This is a genomic window from Ruegeria sp. CDSB013 (genome assembly GCF_059611165.1).
On sequence record NZ_JBXWPA010000010.1, the window covers coordinates 122,373 to 147,579 of the forward strand.

Sequence of the window (25,207 nt, forward strand, 5' to 3'; positions counted from 1 at the left end):
GGTCATTCAAGGAAATGTTCGCGCAACCGGGGTTTCTATAGCCCGCTCCCATCTGTTATGCCGCGCTGCAACATGACAACCGGAGGAGCGACAATGAGCGCCACCGCCCGCAAAAAAGCCCCGAATGCACAGGATATTCGCGCCCGCAAAGGCGGCGAGCCGCTGGTCAGTCTGACAGCCTACACCACGCCGATGGCGCGGTTGATGGATGATCATTGTGATTTCGTTTTGGTGGGCGACAGCGTCGGCATGGTGTTGCACGGGCTGGAATCAACGCTGGGCGTGACGATGGAGATGATGGTGATGCATGGTCAGGCCGTCGCACGCGGTCTTGAAAGTGCGATGATGGTCATCGACATGCCCTTTGCCAGTTACGAGCACTCACCTTCTGAGGCGTTCCGCAACGCGGCCCGGCTGATGTCCGAAACCAGCGCAGGCGCGGTCAAGCTGGAAGGCGGCGTCGAGATGGCTGAGACTATCCGCTTTCTGGTCAAGCGCGGGATTCCGGTGATGGCGCATATCGGACTGACCCCGCAGTCGATCAACACACTTGGCGGCTACAAGGTTCAGGGTCGGGACGAACAGGCCGAGGCTGTACTGGAAGATGCCCGCGCCGTGGCCGAGGCGGGCGCGTTCTCGGTCGTTCTTGAAAAAGTACCGCAGAAGCTGGCCGATCAGATTACCGGTGAAATCACGATCCCGACCATCGGAATCGGCGCCTCGGCTGGGTGCGACGGTCAGATTCTTGTTGTCGACGACATGGTTGGCTTTTTCACCGCCTTCAAACCGAAATTCGTCAAACGCTATGCTGAGCTTGGCCCATTGGCCGAAGCCGCCATTGCCGAATACGCGGCCGAGGTGCGCGCACGAACATTTCCAGCGAACGAACACGTCTTTTCCGATCAGGCCCCGAGCAAAGGACCAAAGACATGACCGCCCCAATATTTCGCCGTCTGGCCGACCTGCGTGCCTTGACCTCGGAATGGGCGCGGAAAGGTGAAGAGATCGGCGTGGTTCCGACTATGGGCGCGCTGCATCAGGGGCATCTGTCGCTGGTTGAGGCCGCCAAGTCGGGTTGTGAGCGGGTGATCGTCACGATCTTTGTGAACCCCAAACAGTTCAACAACCCCGAGGATCTGGCAAAATACCCGCGCACCGAGAACGAGGATGCGCAGAAATTGGCCCCATACGGCGTTGATGCGATCTATGTCCCGGAACCCGAAGAGATTTATCCGCAGGGCTTTGCCACCACCGTTTCCGTCGCGGGCCTGACCGATGTGATGGAGGGCGAGTTCCGCCCCGGCCATTTCGACGGCGTTGCCACAGTTGTGGCCAAACTGTTCCTGCAAACGCAGGCAGATCGAGCCTATTTCGGAGAAAAAGACTATCAACAGCTGATGATTGTGACCCGAATGGCGCGCGATCTGAACATTCCGACCGAAGTTGTCGGATGCCCCACAGTGCGCGAGCCCTCGGGTCTGGCCATGTCATCGCGCAATCTGCGACTGACGCCCGAGGGGCTGGATATTGCCGCCCACAAAAACCGGATCATGCGGGAATTGGCAGCCGCCCTGAAAGACGGGGCGCCGTTTGATCCTTTGGCTGCTCAGGCCGAGATCGACCTACTGGCCGCGGGCTTCAAGCAGGTAGAATATATTCAACTGCGATGTGCCGAAACGCTGGAACCTCTCACCCACGCAAACCGCCCTGCACGCCTGTTTGCTGCGGCCTGGGCAGATGGCGTGAGACTGATCGACAACATTCCTGTCTGAACGTACTGGCACGTTCGTCATTGTTTGCGCTAAAGTCCCGCAAAACCAAAAGAGGGGGCATGAGGCGTGACCTACATTCTTGCCATTGATCAGGGCACCACATCATCGCGGGCAATTCTGTTCGACGCAGAGATGCAGCCCGCAGGCACCGCGCAGCACGAATTCACCCAGCACTTCCCGCAGGAAGGCTGGGTCGAACACGACGCAGAGGAAATCTGGAACAGCGTTCTGCGGGTTTGCCGCGAAGTTATGGACAGTGTCGGGGTAACCTCTGATCAGATCGCGGGTATCGGCATCACCAACCAGCGCGAAACAACTGTTGTCTGGGACCGCGCTACTGGCGCGCCCATCCATAACGCGATCGTCTGGCAGGACCGTCGTACCGCCGAGATATGCGCGCGTTACAAACAAGCCGGGTGCGAGGATGACGTGACCGCCCAGACCGGGCTGCTGCTGGACCCCTATTTCTCGGGCACCAAGGTTAAATGGTTGCTGGACACCGTGCCGGGAGCGCGGGACCGGGCCGAGGCCGGAGAGCTGATGTTCGGCACCATCGACAGTTTCTTGATCTGGCGCCTGACAGAAGGGCGCAACCACGCGACGGATGCCACCAACGCGGCGCGCACGCTTCTGTTCGACATCCACAAGGGCGAATGGAGCGCCGAAATCTGTGATCTGCTGGACGTGCCGATGAACATGCTGCCCGAGGTGCATGATTGCGCCTCGGATTTTGGAAATACGACCCTGTTTGGGGGAAATATCCCGATTCTTGGTGTTGCCGGTGATCAACAGGCCGCCACCATCGGTCAGGCCTGCTTCCAACCCGGCATGATGAAATCCACTTATGGCACCGGTTGTTTTGCTCTTCTGAACACAGGGGATAAGCCGGTCGAGTCGAAGAACCGCCTGTTGACCACCATCGCCTATCAATTGGACGGTAAAAGAACCTATGCGCTGGAAGGGTCAATCTTTGTGGCCGGGGCTGCCGTGCAATGGCTGCGCGATGCATTGCAGATCATCGAGAGCGCCCCGGAAAGTGGCGAGCTGGCCCAAAAGGCAGACCCGAACCAGCATGTCGTGCTGGTGCCCGCCTTTACCGGCCTCGGCGCGCCTTACTGGAAACCCAATTGCCGTGGCGCGGTGTTCGGTCTGACCCGGAATTCAGGTCGTGCCGAGTTTGCTAAGGCCACGCTGGAAAGTATCGCATATCAGACACGCGATCTGTGGCACGCCATGCAGGGCGACTGGGGTGCAGATACCGACGTCATCCTGCGTGTAGACGGTGGGGCCAGTGCATCGAACTGGGCGATGCAGGGATTGTCGGACTACCTTGGCGCCGAGGTCGACAGACCGGTTATGCAGGAAACCACCGCATTGGGCGCGGCCTGGCTGGCCGGTATGCGCGCAGGCGTTTATCCGGATCAACAGGGATTTGCGGAAACCTGGGCGCTGGATCGCCGGTTCGAACCGGAACTTTCTGCCAAAGAGCGTGATGCCGCCTATGACCGCTGGAAACGTGCGGTGTCAGCTGCGATGGCGTTCTGAGAAGTATGAAGGATCAGCTATGATCCTTCATCAACCGCTGCTTTTGACGTGACCAGTCACGCTTGGCCTGAGTTTCGCGCTTGTCGTGGTTTTTCTTACCCTTGGCGATACCGATTTTGATCTTGGCCTTGCCCTTGTGGTTGAAATACAGAACCAGCGGCACCAGTGTCATGCCTTTGCGCTGGGTCGCGTTCCACAGGTTCGACAATTCCTTACGTGACACCAGCAGTTTGCGCCGACGGCGTTCCTCGTGTTTGAACGATTTCGCTTGCTCATAGGGGGCGATATAGCTGTTGACCAGCCACAGCTCGCCATCATCGACCGAGGCATAGCTTTCGGCGATGTTCGTCCCACCTACACGCAGGGATTTGACCTCGGACCCTTCCAGCATGATGCCACACTCAAGATCGTCCTCGATTGCGTAATCGAAGCGTGCGCGCCGGTTTTCGGCGATGACTTTGTAATTCGGGTCTGTCTTTTGCTTAGCCATGACGCGTTGATCTATGCGGCTTGGGCGGCCCTTGCAAGGCGTAGCCGTCAGGAGGTGGCCGAGATAATCAGATCAGGTCCGAAAATCGTGTCGGCGTGATTGTGCAAATAGATCTTGAGCCACGGTGTAAATCGCTCGGGATAGCGCTGCACTTCGGCCAGAAGATCGTGGTAATCGACCCAGCGAATTTCCATGACCTCTTCCGGGTTGGGCTCAATCTTCAGCGGGCCGCGCACATGGGCCAGAAAGATGTCGACCACTTCATGCTCGATCATATTGTTGCCAACATCAGCGTGATATTCCAGCCGGTGACGGTATTCCGGGTAAAGCCCGGTAATTCCCAATTCCTCGCGCAGTCGGCGCACGGCGCAGACAGACGGTGTCTCGCCCCAATCGGGGTGGGTGCAGCAAGTATTCGCCCAAAGGCCAGGGGTGTGATATTTTCCTAAAGCCCGACGCTGCATCAAAATTTCGGTCCCGCGCACGACAAAGACCGACACCGCCTTGTGCCGCAGGCCTTTTTCATGCGCCTCAAGCTTGTCCACTGGGGTCAACTCGCCATCAACCCAGGCCGGGATCATGATTCCCATCTGTCGTCTCCTGCTGCCGATCCACCCGAAGGGCCGGAAATTCGAAATTGGCTGCCACCGGGTCGGCTTGGCTCTGCGAATTTATGCATGCAATGCATGAAAAACCGCGCGCTTTCAAATTGGCGCTGTTCAACGCGGTTATCAATCGCACGAAAGGCCGCAGGGGCTGCGGCCTTTTGTAACCTCAAACGGTGTTTGGTCTGCGGCTTTATTCGCCAGACACGCTTACGATATAGGCGTAAACATCCTCGGCACCCTTCTTCAGCTTGAAGGTCATTTTGGATTTGGCCGAGGTTTCACCCAGATAATCTTTCAGAAACGCCTTGGGGTCCTTTGCGTATTCAACGAATGTCGTTTCGTCCCAGACCAGACCGTTTTCACCAGCGGCAACGATGCTATCGCCATATTTGAAGTCTTCGACGGTGCCTGCGGTCCGGCCTGCAATCCCATACAGGTTCGGACCGGTTTTACCGCCCTTTACGATGACTTCACCCTCAGAGTCGGCAATCTGGTGACAGGATTTGCACTTGTTAAAGGTCTTCTTGCCGGCTTCGGCGTCGCCTTCGGCATATACGGGAAGGGCCAGAAGGCCGACGATTGCGGTCGCGAGAATGCGATTCATAGCTTTTGCTCCGATACGAATTGGCTGCACCGAATGGACCGTCGGCGCAAAAAAGAGTCAACGCGCAGATTGCCGCGCGAGGGCACTGTGCCACTGCGGCATATAGGCCGTCCTTAACTTAAGTCATGTATGTCGGACCAACAGGGCAATAGATCTCTTGGTGCGGGGACCGCCAAAAACACGGCTCGTGCAATCGCCCGCGCCAGACAGATCGAAGCCACGTGGCCGAGAAGCCCCAGTTCGCCCTCAGACAGTTGGTGATTGCCCGTGCTGACGCCGAACACCAGATCGCCATCTCCCGGCGTGTGCGCGGGGACAATCGCCCGCGCGATCCCGTCATGTGCCGCAACCGCCATCCGTTTGCATTGCGACTTGGACAGCGCGGCATCTGTCGCAACAATTGCGATGGTGGTATTGCCCTTGCCCGGTTCGGTCGGCCTCATTGCCTTGGCTTTTCGGCTAGTCATGCTGCGACCGAGGCCAGTACTGGTATCAGGCCCTAATCCGCCGAATTCATCGCCCATTTCAAACGTTGCTGCCCAGAAATGACGGTCACCGGGCGTGGTGACACTGCCGAGCGGATTGGCGGCAACCAAGGCGCCAACCGTGACCCCGTTTTCCATCACAAACGAGGCAGATCCCAGCCCGCCCTTGTGCATGGCAGCCAAGGCACCAGTCCCCGCACCAGCGGTGCCCAGATCGAACTGATCGGATACGCCTTCAAATGCTCGACGCCCCAGCGCGCGATAGGGGTTCTCGGCCCAGGTTTTGTCGCCGCCGTTGAGAAGGTCAAACAGGATCGCCCCCGGAACGATGGGGACGACGACATTGCCAACCTCAAAACCGCGGTGTTGCGTGCGCAGGGCGTCGGTCACCCCGGAACAGGCGTCCAGACCAAAGGCCGACCCGCCGGACAAAACGATCGCATCCACACGCGACACCGACTTATCGGGCGCCAACAGGTCAGTTTCCCGCGTACCTGGCGCGCCGCCCATCACATGAACGGAGGCCGTGAAGGGATCAGCGGCCGTCAGGACTGTTGCGCCGGATTTGAGTGCATCATCCTGAGCGTTTCCAACCAAAAGGCCAGGGACATCGGTGATCAGGTTTCTGGGTCCGGGGTTCATTGGTTTTTAAGATGTTGGAGCAGAAGAGCGCGCAACCGCGCTGCCTCCGGTCGAGATATTTTTTGCCAAATGAAGAGCGGATCAGATGCAGCGGCCACCGTCGACCTCCAATGCAGTGCCGGTGATCATGCTGGCCTCGTCGGAACACAGAAAACAGGCCGCGTTGGCCATGTCCTCAGGCGTTGAGAATCGGCCCAGCGGTATGGTCGACAGGAACTTGGCCCGCATCTCGGGCGTGTCCTCTCCCATGAAGGATTTGAGCAGAGGTGTCTCGCCCGCCACCGGGCAGATGGCATTCACCCGGACGCCTGATGGTGCCAGTTCGACTGCCATCGTCTTGGTCGCGGTGATCATCCAACCTTTGGAGGCGTTGTACCAGTTGAGGTTCGGTCGTGGCGACAGCCCCGCTGTCGAGGCCACGTTCAGGATCGCGCCAGTACCACGCGATTTCATATGCGGAACAAGGGCGCGCGCCGTCAGATAAACGGACTTCATATTTATGTTGAAAACGCGGTCGAAATCTTCTTCGCTGACTTCCTCTAACGGGGTAGGCATATGAGTGACCCCCGCGTTGTTGACCAGAATATCGAGATGACCCAGACGATCAAAAGCCACGTCTGCCATCGACTGAACCGATGCGCCGTTGGCCAGATCGACTTGATGGGCAAAAGCGTTCGGGCCCAGTTGATTGGCTTGAACCTCTGCCGCATCGCCGTTGATATCGGCAATCATGACCCGCGCACCTTCGGACAGGAATTTCCGCGCGATACCGGCACCAAAGCCTGATGCGCTGCCGGTTACAATGGCGGTTTTTCCCTCTAACCTCATGATCTTGTCCTCTTGCAACTGCGCCGGGTCAGAGTAGCGATGCGCCGCAAAGATACCAGATCAATCTTCGGAAACTTTACCGCGCAGGGATTTGACGCCCGACCGTGCTTTCTTGGCCGCCAGACGTCGTTTGACCGAGCCATAGGTGGGTTTGGTGGCGATACGGCGCTTGGGTTTAATCATAGCGCGGGTGATCAGCTCGGCCAGCCGGTTGCGCGCGATTTCGCGGTTGCGCGCCTGGCTGCGGGTTTCGTCGCATTGAATGATGATCGCGCCCTCTTTGGTCCAGCGTCGCCCCGCCAGCCGCTTGAGCCGCGATTTGACGGGATCAGGCAAAGAAGGTGAGCGCGCCGCCTCGAACCGCAATTCGACGGCGGTGGACACCTTGTTCACGTTCTGCCCGCCGGGACCGGATGAGCGAACAAAGCTTTCGGTCATTTCCCAGTCTTGCAGGGTGATATCGTCGGTGATGCGCAACATGAGGCTGACCTTACAGGCCTGATCCGAAAACAAAAAGGGCCGCCCCGTATGGGACGGCCCTTCGAAAGCTCAGGAGGTTGGGTCGGTTAGATCAATCGACCAGCCGGAGCGAGCGCTCCGCCAAGGGCTGCCTTAACAGGCGATCCCCCCGGTTGTTCCAACACCTCTCTCCAATCCCTTTCTCGACATTGGATCACCTCCTTTCAAACTGTTTCGGTTACTGGAATCGTGCCACGAGTTGCACGAAACTCAAAACGTTTTTTTTTACGCCGGCTGAGCGGTCAGTCGCGCCACGATCACCTTGAACGGGATCAGCGCGATCATCGCCAGCGACAATTTCACCAGCCAATCCGCAAAGGCCAGCGTTACCCACAGGGGCGCCATCGGACCGGTCAGCATGAAGGGTACAGGCTCCCACGCCCAGCTGATTGCGGCGTCGGCGTCGGCACCAAAGAGAGTAATCGAAGCCGAGAATGCGATGGTGAAGAACAAAGTGGTGTCCAACGCCGATCCGATCAGGGTCGAGACCAGCGGCGCGCGCCACCAACGGCCGCCACGCAATGAGTTGAACACGGTGACGTCCGTAAGCTGCGCGAGCAGGAAAGCGGTCCCGGACGCAACGGCGATTCGCAGCGGCACAGCGGCATAAGTGAAACCGTCACCTTGCAGCATGATCTGGCTGCCGATCAGCGAGCAGATGATACCGGTGATAAACCCGGCAAACACGACTTTGCGGGCGGTCGCCACGCCATAGACGCGGTTCATGATGTCGGTGACCAGAAAGGCCAGCGGATAGGTGAAAGCACCCCAGGTAAGCAGCCCGTCAAAGATCAGGAACTGAACCAGAAAATTCGAGGCCACAACAATGGCAGCCATGGCAATAATGCCGGGTATATAAGCGCGTTGCATTTTCAGATGCCCGTTTTGACAAGGTAGCGGCGACTTGGCCAAGGGACCGTCCCAAGGCAAGCCGCGCTTCTAGACCTTTGCTTTGGACGTGTCAATCGGGCAGAGCATACTCGACCAGTTCAGTACGCTGAAGCGCCAGAAAATTGTCATCTGACACCATAGTGGCCCGCAAGCGGCCCTCGTCGTCGCGCCAGACAGACAAACCCTCGAGGTTGTCATGTGCACCGGTCCCAGTTTGGAAAAGAATCTCTTCGGCGCTTGGGGTGTCACCGTCCAACTCCCATCGCCGCAGACGCGAACGGAACCCGATCCAACCGACATCCCGTTCCAAAACGTAAAGCCTGCTATCCGGTCCGAAATCTGCTGCAACCGGCAGAAAATCCCCCCGTTGTGGCAAGGCGAAAGGCGTCGACCACGCCTGACCGTCCCACCGATAGACAGGGATATCACCCGTCGCTGTTCGGTTTTCCTCGGGCATTGTGAAAATGTGGCCGCGCCGATCAATGGCCAACGCCTCAAGCGAGCCGTTGACCTCAAAGCCGTCGAACGCCTTGGGTCGCGGCAGAACCTGCGCTTTGGTCCCTGGCGCGGGGTAATATACCACGCGGTGGATACCTTCGAACGAGACGAACAGGGCGCCATCAGGGGCAATGGCTATGCCTTCGGAATCCCCGGCCCCACCAGTCAGAGGGCGTCCTCTGCTGGAAATGAGAGGCCAATTTTCAGTGATCTGAATGTCGATAATTTCGTCATCATTACGCTCGACCCGTGCGGCAATCAGTGTCGAACGATCTGTAATTCCAATCAAATGGCGGCCATCATCCGAGATGTGGATGGCAGAAATCCCGCCAAACCACTCGGCCGTGTGACGCCATGTAAAACTGCCAAGGTGGTTGGGTGTCTTGAGATCAACTGCCCAAGCCGCCCCGGCCAGCAATACTGCGACGATCAGTTGGATTGCAGAACTTGTGTGCATTGCTGAGGTAGATCGGCCAATCGATATTCACGCCGTTTCTTGGGCGCTGGGGCATTTGGGTCGGGTGGGGGTGGGTTAAGGATATTATTCACCCATTGCTGCGCCTCGGCACAGCCATCCCCTTTTGGCGGAGGATCCTGATTAACGCAACCTTTAGAGCCGCGCGGGCATTTCAGACGGACATGGAAATGATAATGATGTCCCCACCAGGGCCTGATCTTGCGCAAATAGGCACGATTGCCCTTCTCGTTTTTGCACATTTCCGCCTTGGCACCGGGAAAGACAAAAATACGCGCAACGCGTTTGTCCTTGGCCGCCGCACGCAGCACAGCATGGTGTTGTTTTGTCCAGTTACCGTTGACAAACGCGCCATTCGATCGGCGCAATGAAATCGACGAGATATTCTCACGCGCCTTGCGGCTTAAGCGCATGTTGTCGCCGGGCAGCATCCAGATATCGATGTCCAGACCCAGTTGATGGCTGCGGTGCCCGGATGTCATCGGCCCACCGCGCGGCTGGCTGATATCGCCGACATATAGCCCGTTCCACCCGGGCTGCTTTGCCGCAAACCTGCTGAGGTCCTGCACATAATCAATCGCCTCAGGATGTCCCCAATTGCGATTGCGTGACAGCCGCATCGCCTGCCATGTCGGTCCCGTCTCGGGCAATTGCACCGACCCAGCTGCGCACCCGCGCGAATAACTGCCGAAGGCGGCGGATTTCTGCTGCGAACTTACTTTTTGCGCCCCGAACAACTGCTTTGCCAGAGGCTGCGCCGTAGCAGTGTTCGTCAGAACTATCGCGGCCAGTATCGTCAAAAAACGTAATAAAATCATCTGCTCTGATCCCCTTCCGGTTTCACCCAGCGCATCAGTATTAGGCCCAGAATAAACAACAGAACGATGGGTGACACCCCCAGTCTTGCACTGCCGGTTACAGTTGTGGCTATTCCGATCAGCAAGGGGGCGGCAAAGGCTGTGGCACGACCCGACAAACCGTAAAGCCCAAAGCTTTCGACCGGGGCTTTGGGGTCGGTGTGTCGCACCATCATCGAACGGCTGGCGGATTGCAGAATACCGCCCATACCGCCGATCAGAACCCCACAGCCAAAGAACACCAGATCAGGCAGGCCGGATCCTTCGGGTAAAGACATGCCAAAGATCTGTGTGCGGTCCATCGACACGATGGTGATGCAAACAAAGATCAGCACCCAGATAGCCACTAAAATTACTGGTTTAGGGCCGTATTTCTTGTCCAGCTTACCGCCGATCCACGAAAACGCAGCCGCAGCCAGAACGCTGACGATACCAAAGACACCGATCTTGATCAGGTCCCATTCCAGCACCAGTCGCGCATAAACACCGCCAAAGGTGTAAAGCCCGTTCAACGCGTCACGGTAGAACATGGATGATCCAAGGTAGGTGGCCAGGCTGACCCGGTGACGCAGATTGGAAATCGACTTGACCAGAAGGCGCAGGGCGTCGCCCACATTGCCTTTTTTGTCGGTCGGCGCATCATCCCGGACCCAAAGGAAGTAGGGGATCATGAACAGAACGAACCAAACCGCCGTGAATGGCCCCACGAAACGTGTGCCCTGCTGCATTGAGGCATCCAGCCCAAACAGCGGATCCATCCCGATCAGGGTCTTGCCGTTGGCCTGCTCGACGAACAGCGCCAGCATGATCGCAAGTGAGATCAGCCCACCAAAATAGCCAAAGGCAAATCCTGACCCCGAAATCTCACCAACCTCATTTTCGTCCCCCAAATCGGGCAGCTGCGAATTGATGAAGATCAGAGCGTATTCCGCGCCAACAAAGCCCAGACCAAAGGCCGACAACATCAGCCACATATTCGACCCGTCGGGCATCGTGTACCAAAGCGCGGCGGACCCCACCGCATACATCACCGAAAACGCGAAAATCCATGGCATTCGGCGACCCGAAACATCCGCCATGGCCCCCATCAACGGTGCGCCAAAGGCGATGATCAACCCAATGATGGTCATGCAATTCGCCCACACCGTCTGCGCCCGCGCATCGGCCGCATCAGCATCCAGACCGGACGTCAGATAATACTCTGCCGCCACCCCGGCAAAGTAGGGACCAAAAACAAAGGTTACCAAAAGCGTGTGATACGGTTGACTGGCCCAGTCGAAAAACCACCAACCCCAAATGCGCTTGCGCTTGGAAATTTCTGCCATAACTGCCCCTGTTTATCGTTGTCTTCATAAGACGGGGCTTTGGCCTAATTCGCAAGGGTTCTGTTGGCTTACACTTGCTCTTTGCCGCAGGGGCGCTTACGTCTCAGCAAATGTGAAAACGGAGTGCCCATGCTGTCGCTGATCCAAATCCTTCTGCTGATCCTGGACATTGTCTGGTTCATCATCCTGGCCCATGTGATCATGAGCTGGCTGATCAACTTTCAGGTGCTTAATTTGCATCAACAGCTGGTCGCACAAATCTGGTACGGCCTGAATCGCATATTAGAGCCTATTTATGGTCCGATCCGTCGCATTCTGCCCAATATGGGCGGACTCGATCTGACACCCTTGGTGGTACTGATCGGCGTTTATGCCTTGCGGATTATTCTGATCAACAATGTGGGCTATTTTGTCTGAGGCCTTGTTCACCGAATCTTAGTATGTGATTGTCCTGTCTTAAGAGCAGATAAACCTTAAAACAGGGCAACCCCGCACATGTTCGACGCCGCACCGATGCTGCGAGATGTCTTTGGATTCGACGACTTCCGCCCCGGGCAGGAAGAGATCGTCGATGCCGTGACCGCAGGTGAAAACGTGCTGGCGATCATGCCGACGGGTGGCGGTAAATCCCTTTGTTTCCAACTACCTGCGTTGATGCGGGATGGCGTGACGGTGGTGATTTCCCCGCTGATCGCCCTGATGCGCGATCAGGTTCGCGGGCTGCAAGAGGCCGGCGTTGAAGCAGGTGCTCTGACCTCGGGCAACACGCCCGAAGAAACGGATGCCGTGTGGGAAGCGCTGGAGGCCGGGCGGCTCAAGCTGCTTTACATGGCCCCCGAACGTCTGGCGGCAGGATCGGCGCTGGGGATGCTGCGCCGGATCAACGTCAGTCTGATTGCCGTGGATGAAGCCCATTGCGTCAGCCAGTGGGGCCATGATTTCCGCCCCGACTACCTGCGGATCGGTGAGCTGCGGCGCGCGCTGGGCGTCCCCCTCGCCGCCTTCACCGCCACCGCGGATGCCGAAACGCAGGACGAGATTGTCGAAAAACTGTTCGACGGCACGCCCCCCAACAAGTTTTTGCGCGGGTTCGACCGGCCCAATATCCACCTTGCCTTTGGGGCCAAGGATGGCCCCCGCAAACAGATCCTAGACTTTGCCAGTGCCCGAAAAGGGCAATCTGGCATCGTCTATTGCGGCACTCGCAACAAAACCGAAGTGCTCGCGCAAGCCTTACGCGCGGAAGGTCACTCTGCCTGCCACTATCATGGCGGAATGGAGGCCGAGGATCGTCGTATCGTCGAAACCCGCTTTGCCCGCGAAGACGGGTTGATCGTGGTTGCCACCGTCGCTTTTGGCATGGGCATCGACAAACCCGACATTCGATGGGTCGCCCATGCCGACCTGCCCAAATCCATCGAGGCCTATTATCAGGAAATCGGCCGTGCGGGCCGCGACGGTGGCCCTGCCGAGACGCTGACTCTGTTCGGCCCCGACGATATCCGCCTGCGCCGCTCGCAAATCGACGAAGGGTTGGCCCCGCCAGAACGTCGCATGGCCGACCATGCACGCCTGAATTCTCTATTGGGTCTGGCCGAAGCATTGTTATGCCGCCGTCAGACTCTCTTGGGCTACTTCGGTGAACAGGCAGAACCTTGCGGCAAGTGCGATCTGTGTGACGCCCCGCCCGAAGTGTTCGATGGGACCACGCCCGTCCGCATGGCCTTGTCTGCAATCCTGCGCACCGAGGAATGGTTCGGCGCCGGCCACCTGATCGACATCCTGCTGGGCAATGAAACCGACAAGATCCGCGCGCGACGTCATGACCAACTGTCGACCTATGGGATCGGCAATGAGTGGTCGCGCCCGCAATGGCAGGCCATTTTCCGACAGATGATGGGGCATGATCTGGTCCGCCCGGACCCCGAACGCCACGGCGCACTGCAAATGACAGAGGCTGCCAAGCCCATCCTGAAGGGTGAGGCCCGGATCAACCTGCGCAAGGACACATTGCGCAAGGCCGGACGCCGCCCGGCGGTCAAAATGATGGTGTCTGAAGAAGACGCGCCGCTGCTATCGGCCCTGAAAGCCAAACGGCGCGCTTTGGCCGAAGCCGCGCGGGTTCCGGCCTATGTCATCTTCCCCGACCGCACGCTGATCGAAATGGCTGAGAAACGCCCCCTGTCTCTGGACGATATGGCCCGAATTGGCGGGGTCGGCGCGAAAAAGCTGGAACGTTATGGTGACACGTTTCTTGAAGTCGTCGCCGGTGAGGTTGAAGCCGTTCATCCCGCGCGCCGCAAATTGGCTGGCCGGGATCAGGGAGATATCTATGACCAGTTGCTTGAAGTGCAGTCGCAGCTGTCACGCGGTCCGCAGGGGATCGACAAGCCGCTAACTTGCTCGGCCTCGCAACTCGCCAAGGTTGCACAATTGCGGTCAGATGACCCGCGCGCAATGGAACATGTTCTGGGTGACCGCCGTCACGAAAGGTTTGGAGCCGCCTTTCTGGACGTGCTGCGACAGACGGACTAGATACGGCCCAGAACAGGCAAGGAAAGAGAGCGGATATGCTGGTAGTTATTTCCCCGGCCAAGCGGCTGGACTGGGCGGAACGGGATGTCGAAGTCACGCAGCCAGACTTTCAGGACGATGCCATCCGCCTGTCAAAAACCGCCCGCAATCTGACACTGGGTGATCTGAAAAAACTGATGGACCTAAGCGATGATCTCGCGCGCCTGAACCGCGACCGGTATCGCGCATTCTCAGACGCGCCCGAGGCGGATGTGACACGCCCCGCCGCGCTGGCCTTTGCGGGCGACACCTATCAAGGGCTTGAAGCTGCGTCGCTAGATGCCGAGGAGATGGCCTGGGCGCAGGATCATCTTCGCATTCTGTCCGGTCTTTACGGTGTGCTGCGCCCGCTGGATTCCATTCAGGCTTATCGGCTTGAGATGGGCAGCAAGCTTAAAACCCGCCGCGGAAAGAACCTGTATGAGTACTGGCGCGATCAACTGAGCAAAGCGCTTAACGCGCAAGGTGCTGAGGTTGGATCAGAAGTCCTGGTGAACTGCGCCAGCCAGGAGTATTTTGGCGCAGTAGACCTTAAAGCGCTGAAACTTCGCGTTATCACCCCTGTTTTCATGGAAGACAAAGCCGGCACGCCAAAGATCGTGAGCTTTTTTGCCAAAAAGGCGCGCGGTGCGATGGCACGGTATGTCATTCAGCACAGGCTGGACGATCCAAAAGGGCTGCTGGACTTTGACTCAGGTGGTTATGAATACCGCCCCGATTTGTCAGAAGAAAACAAACCAGTCTTCGTGCGCCCCTATCAGGCCTGATCCAACATAGATGGGTCATAAGCGACCAGTTCGACCGTATTGCCTTCGGGATCTTCGGTGAAGATGCCGCGCCAGCCGATCCATCCGAACTGCTCGACGCGGTAGGGCTGGCCAAGGTGGTCATACCACCGCATTACCGCGTCTTGTTCGTCAAATGGCAGCGACAATGCGATATGATGAAGGGATGACGCGCCACCCGTCACCGGGTTTTGCGACCCGGTCGGGTGCAACCCTGGTCGCGGGGCGGCAGTGTGGTGAAACAGGGCCAGAACCTGCGTATGGCCACCATATCCGGGCGCGATTTGGAAAAAGGTGATCGCGCTGTTGTGGTCACCGCTGAGACGCTCTAACCCGATCACGTTTTCATAAAACGCGACCATGGCGGCCATATCCGCGCAGCGGATGGCAATTTCACCCAGCGCGCGGGGCTGAAATCCACGATCTTCAGACATGGGTTCAATCTAGTCAGCCTGGATTTCCTCTGCAACAACCGGGCAACAATCATCCGGCCTATGGGTCAGAACCATCTGGTGAATCGTTTGCTTTTGCAGCGGTTTGGTCAGGTAGTGATCCAGCCCGGCAGACAAGATCCCCTGATCATCACCAGCCATCGCATGAGCCGTCAGAGCGACAATGGGAACATGTCGGCCGGTCTCAATCTCGCGGCGCCGGATTTCGGCTGTGGCCTGTTTGCCGTCCATTTTAGGCATCGAGATATCCATAAAGATAAGGTCGGGGTCAAACTCTTGATACTCCTGCACCGCTTCGATCCCGTTGCCGGCAAAGCGCAAGTCAATGTTTAAATCTTTGACCATCTTCTTAAGAATCAGTTGATTGGTCCGGTTATCTTCGGCCGCCAGAACACGCATGATGCGCTGCGTTCCTTCACATGCGGGCTGGTCGAGTGCCTGGCTGATCGGAGCGGTCTCCGAAGGCGTCTCGACGCCCTTTGGATTGCCAAGCGCTTTCAGGCGGGCGTATAGCTCGGCCCTGGGGATCGGTTTTTGCAGAACGCCTTGGATCAGGTGGCGTGCGGGGTGGGCGTGAATGACACCGGGATTGGCCGACATCACGACAACCGGCAGAGCGCCCCATCCCCTGTCTTTCAGCAGGACAGCCAGCTCAAGCCCGTCCATGTCGGGCAGGTCATGATCGCACAGCAGAAGGTCCACACTGTCGTCCAGCGCTGTCAGTGCCTCTCGGCCCGAGGTGCAAACGGTGACCTGCACCCCCAGTCGACCCAGCTGTTTGGACAGGATCGCGCAATTGGCGGCCAAATCCTCGACGATCATCACATGGCGCAGGCGCCCATCAAGATCGGGCGGGGCAGGTTGCGGGCCTTCAGCGGTCGGCAGTGAGACACGAAAGCCAAAGCAGGACCCCTGCCCCGGCTCGCTGTCCACCCAGATAGAACCGCCCATCAATGTGATCAGTCGTTTGGTAATGGCAAGGCCCAGACCGGTTCCTTCAAAGGCCCGGTTTCGCTCGTCTTCGACCTGATTGAATTCACCAAAAATGTGCCCGATCTTGTCTTCGTCGATGCCGATACCGGTATCTTCGATCGCGACATGCACATCGCAGGATTGGGCATCCGGGTTCGGTACGCCGGTGACACGGATCAGGACATGGCCCTCGGACGTGAACTTGACCGCATTGCCGACAAGATTGGTCAAAACCTGCCGGACCCGCCCCGGATCGCCGACAAACAATGTGGGCAGGAACAGATCGTAATCCACCAATAGCGTCAGACCTTTATCGCGCACGCTGGGTTGCAGCAGCATCGCGACTTCAAGAATGCAGCGTTCAAAGTCGAACTGTTCCGGGTGCAGGGTCAGCTTGTCCGCCTCGATCTTGGAATAGTCCAGGACGTCGTTGATAATCACCAATAGCGCCTCGCCCGAGTTGCGGATGGTGTTCAAATACAGCCGTTGTTCTTCATCCAAAGGTGTTTCAGTCAGCAATTCAGTCATGCCCACGATACCGTTCATCGGGGTTCGGATTTCATGGCTCATATTGGCCAGAAAGGCCGATTTGGCGCGGTTTGCCGCCTCGGCCCGTTCACGAGCAGAGGTCAATTCGGCCTCATGGCGCACGGATGCCGAGATGTTCAGGGCCAGACTCACCACATCGCCACCATGACCGCGCTGGTCGATTAGCTTGATGTAATGGCCGTTCCACAGCCGGATAACCTCGGGCTGTGGATGCGGCATGGCCCATCTCTGCAGCATTCTCTCACGCCAGCCGGACGTCGGCTCGGACCCAAGATCAATCAGCCCCTCGGTCGTCAGAATCTCAAGAATCCTAGGATAGGTTACACCCGGCGCAACCTCTTCCAGCCCGTCAAAGACGCTCAAGTAAGCCGCGTTTGCCCCGATCAGGCGACTTTCCTCGTCAAAGAACGCGAATCCATCCTGAATAGTTTGGATAGAATGCCACAGGCGGCGCTCGGCTACCTCGATCTTGGCGTTGGCGACCGTCAGATCGGATTTGACCTTTTCATTTTCACCCCGGACCGTTTCAACCTCGGCCTGGGTTTCGCCGATCCGCTTGGTCAATGCCATCGCATGCAGGCCCAGTTTGCGATTCGCCGCCGACAGCTCTGCCTGTTTCATTTCCAACAACCGCTCGGCCGCCAGACGTGCGCGCCGTTCCTGTGACAGTTTTCCTGCAAGACTCATCTTTGGTGTTTCCGGAACAATCTGCGTCCAGCATCCGGGCAGAGAGTGAAGAACTGTTTAAGCCGTTGCCCAATGATCGAACCTCGTGCCACTCTTGCCAAAACGGAGGTGTGATATGCAGGGTTTCTTCGGCGCTTTGTTGGCCTGTGGCGTGTTTGCCCATCCTGTGGCGGCAGGCTGCGCAACGGATGATCAGATCGATCAGTTCATCGCGGATTACCTCTCAGCTTCGCCCACACCTGCCCTTTCATCTGATGGCACAATGAATGACGCGCTGTGCACGCAAGCGCTCATAGTGTCCGCATTAGAGCCACATTTAGGGCCGGTCATCGGCTACAAGGCCGGTTTGACCAGCGCACCGGCACAAGAAAGATTTGGCGCATCCGAACCGGTTCAGGGCGTATTGTTCCGCGACATGATGCTGGATGACGGCGCGACCGTTCCATCAGACTGGGGTGCGCGACCGGTATTTGAGGCCGATCTGGTGCTAGTTGTTGGCACAGCGGATATCAATCAGGCCACGTCGCCAGAGGAGGTGCTGCAAGGCATCTCAGCCATTCGCCCGTTTATCGAGCTACCGGACCTGACCTTTGCCGAGGGTGAACCGATCACCCCGGTCACGCTGACAGCAATTGGCGTTGCTCCGAAGCTGGGTGTTTTGGGAGCAGAAATCCCTGTGTCCGATCCGGCAGCTATGGTGCAGGCCTTGGCTGATATGACCGTCACCCTCCGCGCCGTAGATGACGAGATTTTGGCGCAGGCACCGGGCACAGCGGTACTGGGGCATCCGGCCAATGCCGCCCTTTGGCTGATGTCCAAAGGGATTGAATTTCAACCGGGGGACCTGATTTCCGTCGGATCATTCGGGCCGTTATTCCCGCCCGCAAAGGGTAAAGGCGGGGCGTCTGTGTCTTACGTCGGCTTGCCCGGCAATCCCACGGTAAGCGTGGTGTTTGACTGACCTGTCACCGTCCCTCGCGCAGCCAGCCCGCCAGAAGGAACCCGCCCGCCAGCAGCAATACAAGCCAAGGTGGCAATAGCCCGGCCTGCGTCACGTCACGTGTTTCATAGGCGTTGCGCGGGGTCAGACCGATCCATCCGCGCCCTGATGCGGGACGCCCGGCACGTACGTTGCGGATCGACGGCAAACCCTCCTCCAAACGCACCGTACCGCCGCGCAATTCTGCCGTCACAGGTTCCAGAACCTCGGCCGTTGCGATCGTGCGTTCGAATTCCTTGGGTGCCGCGGGGCCAAGCCCGATGACGGTGGATTGCTCCCCTTCCTGAAGGCGATAGAGGCCGATTTCCGGCCCGAAATACTGTGCTTCGAACCGCCCCGGCGAGACCTCATCCAAGGTAATTTCGACCGTTTCGCCGTTCGGGCGGGTTACGGTTACCGGCCCGACCTCATCCCCCAGCGTTTGACGGATGATGCGCATCACCTGACCATTGGCCTCGGCCCACAAGGCCTCTTCCTCGAGCTCGGGCTCTTTCATCATCCAATGCGCCAATCGGCGCAGCAATTCCAGCTGCGGTCCGCCACCTTCGAATCCCCGGCTCCACAACCAGGCATGGTCCGAGGCCAGCAGCGCCACGCGCCCTTCGCCAACACGGTTGAGCACCAACAGGGGCCGGTCATCCACGCCCGTCATTAACACCTCACCCGTGCGGTGATTGACGTCGATCTGGCGCAGCCAAGCACCCCAGTTATCCGAGTCGCCAAGGTCCGTCGTGACCGGATGGCGATGCCCCAGGTCGGTGACCATAGGTACATAGCGTTCCTCGATCACCCGCGCAGTGGGTTGCGCAGGCAGGATCGGTGCCAAGGGTGAGCGGAAGATACTGTCGGCGCTGGCGAAATCTGGTCCGGCAGCAACAAGAACGGCACCACCTTCGTTGATATAGTTGGTGACATTGTCCAGATAGATAGCAGGCAGGATGCCACGCCGCTTGTAGCGGTCAAAGATGATCAGGTCGAAATCGTTGATCTTTTCCAGAAACAGCTCGCGCGTCGGGAAGGCGATCAGTGACAATTCATCCACCGGCACCCCGTCCTGCTTTTCAGGGGGGCGCAGAATGGTGAAATGCACAAGATCCACAGAACTGTCGGATTTCAGCAAGTTGCGCCATGTTCGCCCACCCGGATGCGGCTCTCCAGACACCAGCAACACGCGCAGCCGGTCACGGACCCCGTTCATCTGGATCAGCGCCGTATTGTTGCGATCGGTCAGCTCGCCCTCAGCCTCTGGCACGGTGAACTGAATCACGTTGCGCCCGCCATGGGGCAGCGTGATCGGCAGCTCGACATCAACACCAATGGGGATCGTGAATTGCTCGGCTTCGGCCCCGTCGACCGAAATTTCGAGCGGCGCGGTCGAGGCCCCAGTGGGTGCTGCACCGCTATCCTCAACCCTTAGGGTCAAGGTGACGGGTTCATCAATAATGGCAAAGGCAGGTGCATTGCGGACGATCAGACGGCGATCCCAATCCGTTGCACGCCCTGTCTGCAAAAGGTGCATGGGCGCGGGCAGGTCGGGGGCCTGATCGGCATCATGCACGATGCCGTCCGATACAACTAGGATGCCCGCGATCCGCGCGCGCGGCTCTTCGGCCAACGCTTCGTTCAGCGCCGCGATCACCTGCGTGCCTTCATCCCCGTCTCCGTCGCCTACGCGAATGCGGCGCAGTTCCGTATTGTCACGGGATTCAATCTCGGCCGCCAATTCCTTTGTGGCCTGTGCAGTCTGATCCGCCCGGTCCGAAAGGGTCTGACTGGCGCTTTCATCCTCGATCATCAGAACGATATCGGTCAGCGGCGCGCGATCTTCGATCTGATAGACCGGACCTGACAGCGCAGCGATCACAACCAGCGCCGCCAAACCGCGCAAAGCCCAGCCAGACAGACCGCGCCACAGGGCCAGAACAACCCCAGCGACAGCAATCGCCACCACGATGGCGAGAATGGGCCAGGGGATCAGCGGATCGAAGATGACGGTTCCAGTCATTGTCCCAACCTGTCCAGCAAGGCAGGCACGTGCACCTGATCTGATTTATAGTTCCCGGTCAGCACATGCATCACCAGATTGACACCAAAGCGGTTTGCAAGCTCACGCTGCCGCTCACCCGCATACCCACGGCCGACCGGCAGCAGCGCCTGGCCGTTGCGATCAATGGCCCAGGCCGCGCCCCAGTCATTGCCGCCGATCACCACCGGTGTCACATTGTCATTGAGGTTGCGGAAGGGCATGCCTTCGATCTGCTCGGCATCCATGGGTGCGGCCTCGACCCACACTTCAGTGCCCGCGTAGCGGCCTGGGAAATCCTGCAGCAGATAGAAGGCACGGGTCAGAACATGGTCACGCGGAACAGGCTCTAACGAAGGGATATTCAGCGGGGCAGCGATCTGTTGCAACTTGCGCCCATTCGGGCTGGCGGCCCCGAAGCGCGCTACATCCGCGTCTCGCGTGTCGAACAGGATCATTCCGCCCGAACGCAGGTAAGCGTTGAGCTTGGCATAAGCCTCAGCCGACGGTTGCGGCTGGTCGGGTGCGATCGGCCAATAAAGCAACGGAAAAAACGCCAACTCGTCCCGCTCCAGATCTACGCCAATGGGTTCAGCAGGTTCTACCGAGGTTCGGAAAAACAACGTCTGAGCCAATCCGCGCATTCCTGCAGCCGCAATATCGTCAACCTGCTGATCACCCGTCAGAACATGCGCCAGAACCAATTCCTGTGTGGCGTTCAACGCGAAATCTGTACTTTCGGGCGTTTGCGCCTGTACTTCGGGCACCAGCAAAACCGCCCCCAGTGCGACAGCAGCCGCCCTGGCCAGACCCAGGCGACCGGATAGTGCCAGCGAGGCGATGACGTCAATCGTCAGTAACAACAATGCAAGGCTCAGCAGGATGCCCCCAATGGGTGTTTCGGTGCTGACCTCCTGGCCCTTGATCGGAACATCCGACGGCCAGACCGCTGGGCTGAGAACCGTTTCATCGGACAGAACGTTGCGTGCCAATTTCTGTTTGCCGCTTTCGTAAAGGCCGGGTCGCAGATCGGGACCGATCTGACCGGCCACAAGCTCAACACCATCGACGCCCGGTAGATTTCCGGCATCAGACAGAACACCAAAGCCATCCATAACCTGAATCGGTTCCCACGTGGTGCCTTGCAACTGTGACTCCTGCCGCGATTTCGCCGCTGATGACACCGCCAGCCGGTCCAACATTTCAACAAAAAGCCCAGACAAGGGAAGGCTGGACCATTCTGCATCTGCCGTCACATGGAACAGTACCACCTGCCCCAATCCCAACGCTTTGCGCGTCACCAAGGGCGTGCCATCCGAAAGTGAGGCAATGACCCGATCCGCCAAATTAGGGTCTGGTTGCGCCATGACCTGCGTGGTCACTGTGACATCTTCCGGTACCTTCAACCCATAAAAGGGCGAGTTCTCCGGGAAAGGTGCCAGCCCTTTGGCTTCGCCCCAACTCATCGCGCCACCGACCGAGCGTCCGCCGCTGCGCAGGCGCACCGGCAACAGGGTATCCTCAGCATCCCGGCCAAGATCACTGGCCGCCATCCGCGGCCCTGCAAAGCGCAGCAGCAAACCGCCCTGTTCCACCCATTCGACCAGCGCCGCCTGTTCGGACCCGGCCAGTTTCGCCACATCGGCCAGCACGATCACATCTGGATTGGCGGGCAGGACTTCCAGCAATCCGCCATCGACGAAGTCCGCCGTAGGGGTCAGAACTTGCGTCAGGTAATGCAACGGCGACAACAGCTCTAACCCTTCGCGGTTCAGCGATCCGGCAATCAGGGCGACTTCGCGTCGCCGCAAGCTGTCATCGGTCAGCGTGACGGCCCCTGCCGAACGCTCACCCTGAATCTCGAACCGGGTGATGCGCGCGCGCAGTTCGGAAGGCAGCGACAGTTCTACCTGCGCCTGTGTCTCGCCGCCGGCAAACTCCATCTCGGCCGATTGCAGAACACGCATTGCACCGGCGGGGTCACGCCCCTGAGCCAGTATCGTGACGCGATCTGCCGGACCGGGTTCCGCCCGTTGCGCGGACAATTGAATGACCCCGTCCTGGTATGTAGCAGGCAGAATCGCAACCGCAGGCGACGGGGCCTGATAGACTGTCACATCACCGCGCGCGCGCAGGGCAGACAGGATCGCCTCGTGCCCCTGGTAGGTTAAGCGATCGCTGAACCAATGGGTGTCAAACCCTCCGTCCACCTGATCCATGGCAGCCAGCGCCATATCGACTTGCGCCGGGGTCGGTTGCCACGGTGTCGGGGTCAGCCCGGGTAAACGGCCGCGCCATGCTTCGGCGGCTTGAAAAACGGGGGTTTCAGGTTCGGTCAGGCGCAGGATGGCCACGGTGCGACCCGCGCGCCCGGCCTCGGTCAGCTGCACATCGATCTGATCCAGCGTCGTTGACCAGCGGGTCGCCCCGGCCCAGCTGGCATCCAGAACCAGCAGCAACGGACCTGAACCTGCCTGATCGCGCGAGGGGTTCAGGACCGGTCCGGCCAATCCAATGATAATCGCCGCCGCCGCCAGCATGCGCAGCAACAACAGCCACCATGGGGTGCGGTCAGAAACGCTTTCGTCATCCCTCAACCCCAGCAGCAGCGTCACCGCCGGGAACAACCGACGGATCGGCGCGGGTGGCACGGCACGCAGGATTAGCCACAGGACCGGCAGGGTCAAAAGACCCATCAACACCCACGGTGCGGTAAAGCCAATTCCCGCCAAAACCGTCATCCCGTTCCCCCATCCAGCGCACGATAGAGCCACAACAGAGCTGCTTGCGCACTGTCACCGGTGTGATGCAGCCCCAGCTGCCAGCCCGTTGCGCGGCACAAATGGGTCAGCGCATCCTTGCGTTTCGCAAGTCGTTCCAGATACCGCTCGCGCAGTTCTCCGGCCTTTAGGGTTTCGTGTCGGACAGACCCGCCGACGCTTTCAAAGATCGTGCGCCCCCGGTACGGAAAGGTCTCTTCTCCGGGATCGAGAACCTGCAGGACCAAGCCCCGCACCCCCCGGTCGGCGGCTTTGGTGAGGGCCAGTTCGACCTCGTCCAGCGGACCAAGGAAATCGGAAATGAAAACGGCGCGGGCATGCGGGATCATGGCGCGGTGTTCGGGTGGCGCATAGTCGCTCTCAGCATCCTCGGACCACGCTTCTGCCAGTCGGATGATCTGAGCATTACCGCGTCGCGGCGGCAGGGTCGTACCAGTCAAACCGACACGCTCACCCCCGCGCACCAGCAGGATCGCGGTTGCCAACCCCAGCAGACGAGCGCGGTCGGCCTTGGTAGGCAGGTTCTTGTCAGACGCAAACCGCATCGACGCGCCCTGATCGACCCACAGCATTACCGATTGTGCAATCTGCCACTCGCGTTCACGCACAAATTGCTGATCGCCCCTGGCAGAGCGCCGATGGTCGATCATCCGGCGGCTGTCGCCGATCTGAGCAGGGCGATATTGCCAGAAATCGTCACCAAGCCCCGCGCGGCGTCGACCGTGATCGCCCAGCAGAACCGTACCGGCCAGCTGCTCGGCCCGCGCCAAGAGCGGCGGCAGCCGGGACGCCTCGGCCTCAGATCTTTCTCGAAGGGTCAGCGCCGCATTCACGCCGCAGCCTCGGTGCGGACAAGACCAGCGGCAGTCGAGTCGATCAGGTCAGCCAAACTGTCACCGCGCGCCCGCGCCGCAAAGTTCAACGCCATCCGGTGGCTGAGCACCGGACGCGCCATGTCCAGCACATCCTCGGAATTTGGGGCCAAACGCCCCTGCAGCATCGCCCGGGCGCGCACTGTCATCATCAGCGCTTGTGCAGCACGGGGGCCGGGGCCCCAGGCGACGGTTTCAGCCACCCGCTCAGATACACCCGCCTCTTCGGGGCGGAAGGCGCGGACAAGATCGAGGATCAGTTCCACAACCGAGTCCCCGACCGGCATCCGGCGCAACAGGGTCTGAGCGGCCAACAGCTCTTCCTTGCTGAAAATCTCGTGCGCTTCGTCCTCTTCCACGCCAGTCGTGGCCAAAAGAATATCGCGCTCGGTCTGGCGATCGGGATAATCCACGTCTATCCGCACCAAAAAGCGGTCCAGCTGCGCCTCGGGCAGTGGATAAGTACCCTCTTGCTCGATCGGGTTTTGCGTCGCCAATACGTGGAATGGTTCACCCAGATCGCGGTCTTCGCCAGCCACAGTCACAGTGCGTTCCTGCATCGCCTGCAAAAGCGCTGATTGAGTCCGGGGGCTGGCGCGGTTGATTTCGTCCGCCATCAGCAGCTGGCAGAAGATCGGACCGGAAATAAAGCGAAAGTGGCGGCTGCCATCCTCGGCTGTGTCCAGAACCTCGGACCCCAGAATATCGGCGGGCATCAGATCAGGCGTGAACTGGATGCGGTTACCGTGCAGACCCATCACGGTCGACAGCGTTTCAACCAGCCGCGTCTTGCCAAGCCCAGGCAGGCCGATCAGCAGGGCGTGCCCACCGCACAATAGCGCGGTCAGCGTCAGGTCCACGACCCTTTCCTGTCCGATAAAGCGACGGGTGATCGAGGCCTTGGCCTCTTGCAGTTTGATTTCCAGCGCTTCGATCTCGGACACGAGGTCGGCAGGTTCGGTCATGACTTTCCC

23 protein-coding genes are annotated in these 25,207 nt (G+C 59.0%); 7 read left to right on the plus strand and 16 right to left on the minus strand.

Going from position 1 to position 25,207, the window contains the following annotated elements; genetic code table 11:
- The first annotated feature begins 93 nt into the window (after positions 1-93).
- The 3 genes from panB to glpK all read left to right on the plus strand — a co-directional run bounded on the left by panB (position 94) and on the right by glpK (position 3,317).
- Positions 94-933, plus strand: a complete 840-nt coding sequence (gene panB, locus AC2FJF_RS16960; protein WP_496726433.1) for a 3-methyl-2-oxobutanoate hydroxymethyltransferase — start codon at positions 94-96, stop codon at positions 931-933.
- Entirely contained in the window at positions 930-1,772 is an 843-nt protein-coding gene (gene panC, locus AC2FJF_RS16965) for a pantoate--beta-alanine ligase (protein WP_496726434.1), read from the plus strand. Before panB ends, panC begins: the two co-directional genes overlap by 4 nt.
- A 66-nt stretch (positions 1,773-1,838) precedes the next feature.
- Positions 1,839-3,317 (plus strand): glycerol kinase GlpK, encoded by a 1,479-nt coding sequence (gene glpK, locus AC2FJF_RS16970; protein ID WP_496726435.1) that lies wholly within the window; start codon positions 1,839-1,841, stop codon positions 3,315-3,317.
- A gap of 13 nt (positions 3,318-3,330) precedes the next feature.
- Here glpK and smpB read toward each other — a convergent pair whose 3' ends face one another.
- The 10 genes from smpB to AC2FJF_RS17020 form a co-directional block, all read right to left on the minus strand.
- Positions 3,331-3,807, minus strand: a complete 477-nt coding sequence (smpB, locus tag AC2FJF_RS16975; RefSeq protein WP_058272887.1) for an SsrA-binding protein SmpB — start codon at positions 3,805-3,807, stop codon at positions 3,331-3,333.
- A 47-nt stretch (positions 3,808-3,854) separates the two neighbouring features.
- Complete coding sequence (gene idi, locus AC2FJF_RS16980) at positions 3,855-4,397, minus strand: isopentenyl-diphosphate Delta-isomerase (RefSeq protein WP_058272886.1); 543 nt, start codon at positions 4,395-4,397, stop codon at positions 3,855-3,857.
- 208 nt (positions 4,398-4,605) lie between these two features.
- Positions 4,606-5,019: a c-type cytochrome gene (locus AC2FJF_RS16985; RefSeq protein WP_496726436.1), complete on the minus strand. Its 414-nt coding sequence runs from the start codon at positions 5,017-5,019 to the stop codon at positions 4,606-4,608.
- Positions 5,020-5,132: 113 nt separating this feature from the next.
- Positions 5,133-6,146: a P1 family peptidase gene (locus AC2FJF_RS16990; RefSeq protein ID WP_496726437.1), complete on the minus strand. Its 1,014-nt coding sequence runs from the start codon at positions 6,144-6,146 to the stop codon at positions 5,133-5,135.
- Positions 6,147-6,227: 81 nt separating this feature from the next.
- Positions 6,228-6,974, minus strand: coding sequence for an SDR family oxidoreductase (locus AC2FJF_RS16995; RefSeq protein ID WP_496726438.1), 747 nt, complete (start codon positions 6,972-6,974; stop codon positions 6,228-6,230).
- 60 nt (positions 6,975-7,034) lie between these two features.
- Positions 7,035-7,454, minus strand: coding sequence for an alternative ribosome rescue aminoacyl-tRNA hydrolase ArfB (gene arfB, locus AC2FJF_RS17000; RefSeq protein ID WP_496726439.1), 420 nt, complete (start codon positions 7,452-7,454; stop codon positions 7,035-7,037).
- Positions 7,455-7,718: 264 nt separating this feature from the next.
- A complete protein-coding gene (locus AC2FJF_RS17005) occupies positions 7,719-8,363 on the minus strand; it encodes a queuosine precursor transporter (RefSeq protein ID WP_058279096.1) in 645 nt (214 codons plus the stop codon).
- Positions 8,364-8,454: 91 nt separating this feature from the next.
- Positions 8,455-9,339: an esterase-like activity of phytase family protein gene (locus AC2FJF_RS17010; RefSeq protein ID WP_496726440.1), complete on the minus strand. Its 885-nt coding sequence runs from the start codon at positions 9,337-9,339 to the stop codon at positions 8,455-8,457.
- Positions 9,312-10,175 (minus strand): penicillin-insensitive murein endopeptidase, encoded by an 864-nt coding sequence (gene mepA / locus AC2FJF_RS17015; protein ID WP_496726441.1) that lies wholly within the window; start codon positions 10,173-10,175, stop codon positions 9,312-9,314. The genes AC2FJF_RS17010 and mepA overlap by 28 nt, the downstream gene beginning before the upstream one ends.
- Entirely contained in the window at positions 10,172-11,539 is a 1,368-nt protein-coding gene (locus AC2FJF_RS17020; RefSeq protein WP_496726442.1) for an MFS transporter, read from the minus strand. Before AC2FJF_RS17020 ends, mepA begins: the two co-directional genes overlap by 4 nt.
- A 129-nt stretch (positions 11,540-11,668) precedes the next feature.
- Here AC2FJF_RS17020 and AC2FJF_RS17025 point away from each other — a divergent pair, with 129 nt between their 5' ends.
- From AC2FJF_RS17025 to yaaA, 3 genes are all read left to right on the plus strand, one after another.
- On the plus strand, positions 11,669-11,956 hold the full coding sequence (locus AC2FJF_RS17025; protein WP_058272877.1) for a YggT family protein: 288 nt from the start codon (positions 11,669-11,671) through the stop codon (positions 11,954-11,956).
- Between the two features lie 78 nt (positions 11,957-12,034).
- Positions 12,035-14,074: a DNA helicase RecQ gene (gene recQ / locus AC2FJF_RS17030; protein WP_496726443.1), complete on the plus strand. Its 2,040-nt coding sequence runs from the start codon at positions 12,035-12,037 to the stop codon at positions 14,072-14,074.
- Positions 14,075-14,109: 35 nt separating this feature from the next.
- Positions 14,110-14,880 (plus strand): peroxide stress protein YaaA, encoded by a 771-nt coding sequence (gene yaaA, locus AC2FJF_RS17035; protein WP_282119643.1) that lies wholly within the window; start codon positions 14,110-14,112, stop codon positions 14,878-14,880.
- Here the strand turns inward: yaaA and AC2FJF_RS17040 are convergent.
- Both AC2FJF_RS17040 and AC2FJF_RS17045 read right to left on the minus strand, forming a co-directional pair.
- Positions 14,871-15,332 (minus strand): VOC family protein, encoded by a 462-nt coding sequence (locus AC2FJF_RS17040; protein WP_496726444.1) that lies wholly within the window; start codon positions 15,330-15,332, stop codon positions 14,871-14,873. The genes yaaA and AC2FJF_RS17040 overlap by 10 nt on opposite strands.
- A gap of 9 nt (positions 15,333-15,341) precedes the next feature.
- Complete coding sequence (locus tag AC2FJF_RS17045; protein ID WP_496726445.1) at positions 15,342-17,558, minus strand: response regulator; 2,217 nt, start codon at positions 17,556-17,558, stop codon at positions 15,342-15,344.
- A 115-nt stretch (positions 17,559-17,673) separates the two neighbouring features.
- Here AC2FJF_RS17045 and AC2FJF_RS17050 point away from each other — a divergent pair, with 115 nt between their 5' ends.
- Positions 17,674-18,519 carry a 2-keto-4-pentenoate hydratase gene (locus AC2FJF_RS17050; RefSeq protein WP_496726446.1) on the plus strand — a complete coding sequence of 282 codons (846 nt, stop codon included), beginning with the start codon at positions 17,674-17,676 and terminating at the stop codon, positions 18,517-18,519.
- A gap of 4 nt (positions 18,520-18,523) precedes the next feature.
- Here AC2FJF_RS17050 and AC2FJF_RS17055 read toward each other — a convergent pair whose 3' ends face one another.
- From AC2FJF_RS17055 to AC2FJF_RS17070, 4 genes are read right to left on the minus strand one after another with little or no spacing between them, the layout of a single operon-like run.
- A complete protein-coding gene (locus AC2FJF_RS17055; protein WP_496726447.1) occupies positions 18,524-20,563 on the minus strand; it encodes a hypothetical protein in 2,040 nt (679 codons plus the stop codon).
- Positions 20,560-23,322, minus strand: a complete 2,763-nt coding sequence (locus AC2FJF_RS17060) for a DUF4159 domain-containing protein (RefSeq protein ID WP_496726448.1) — start codon at positions 23,320-23,322, stop codon at positions 20,560-20,562. Before AC2FJF_RS17060 ends, AC2FJF_RS17055 begins: the two co-directional genes overlap by 4 nt.
- Positions 23,319-24,194 (minus strand): DUF58 domain-containing protein, encoded by an 876-nt coding sequence (locus AC2FJF_RS17065; protein ID WP_496726449.1) that lies wholly within the window; start codon positions 24,192-24,194, stop codon positions 23,319-23,321. Before AC2FJF_RS17065 ends, AC2FJF_RS17060 begins: the two co-directional genes overlap by 4 nt.
- Entirely contained in the window at positions 24,191-25,198 is a 1,008-nt protein-coding gene (locus tag AC2FJF_RS17070; protein WP_058272869.1) for an AAA family ATPase, read from the minus strand. The genes AC2FJF_RS17065 and AC2FJF_RS17070 overlap by 4 nt, the downstream gene beginning before the upstream one ends.
- Positions 25,199-25,207 lie beyond the last annotated feature (9 nt).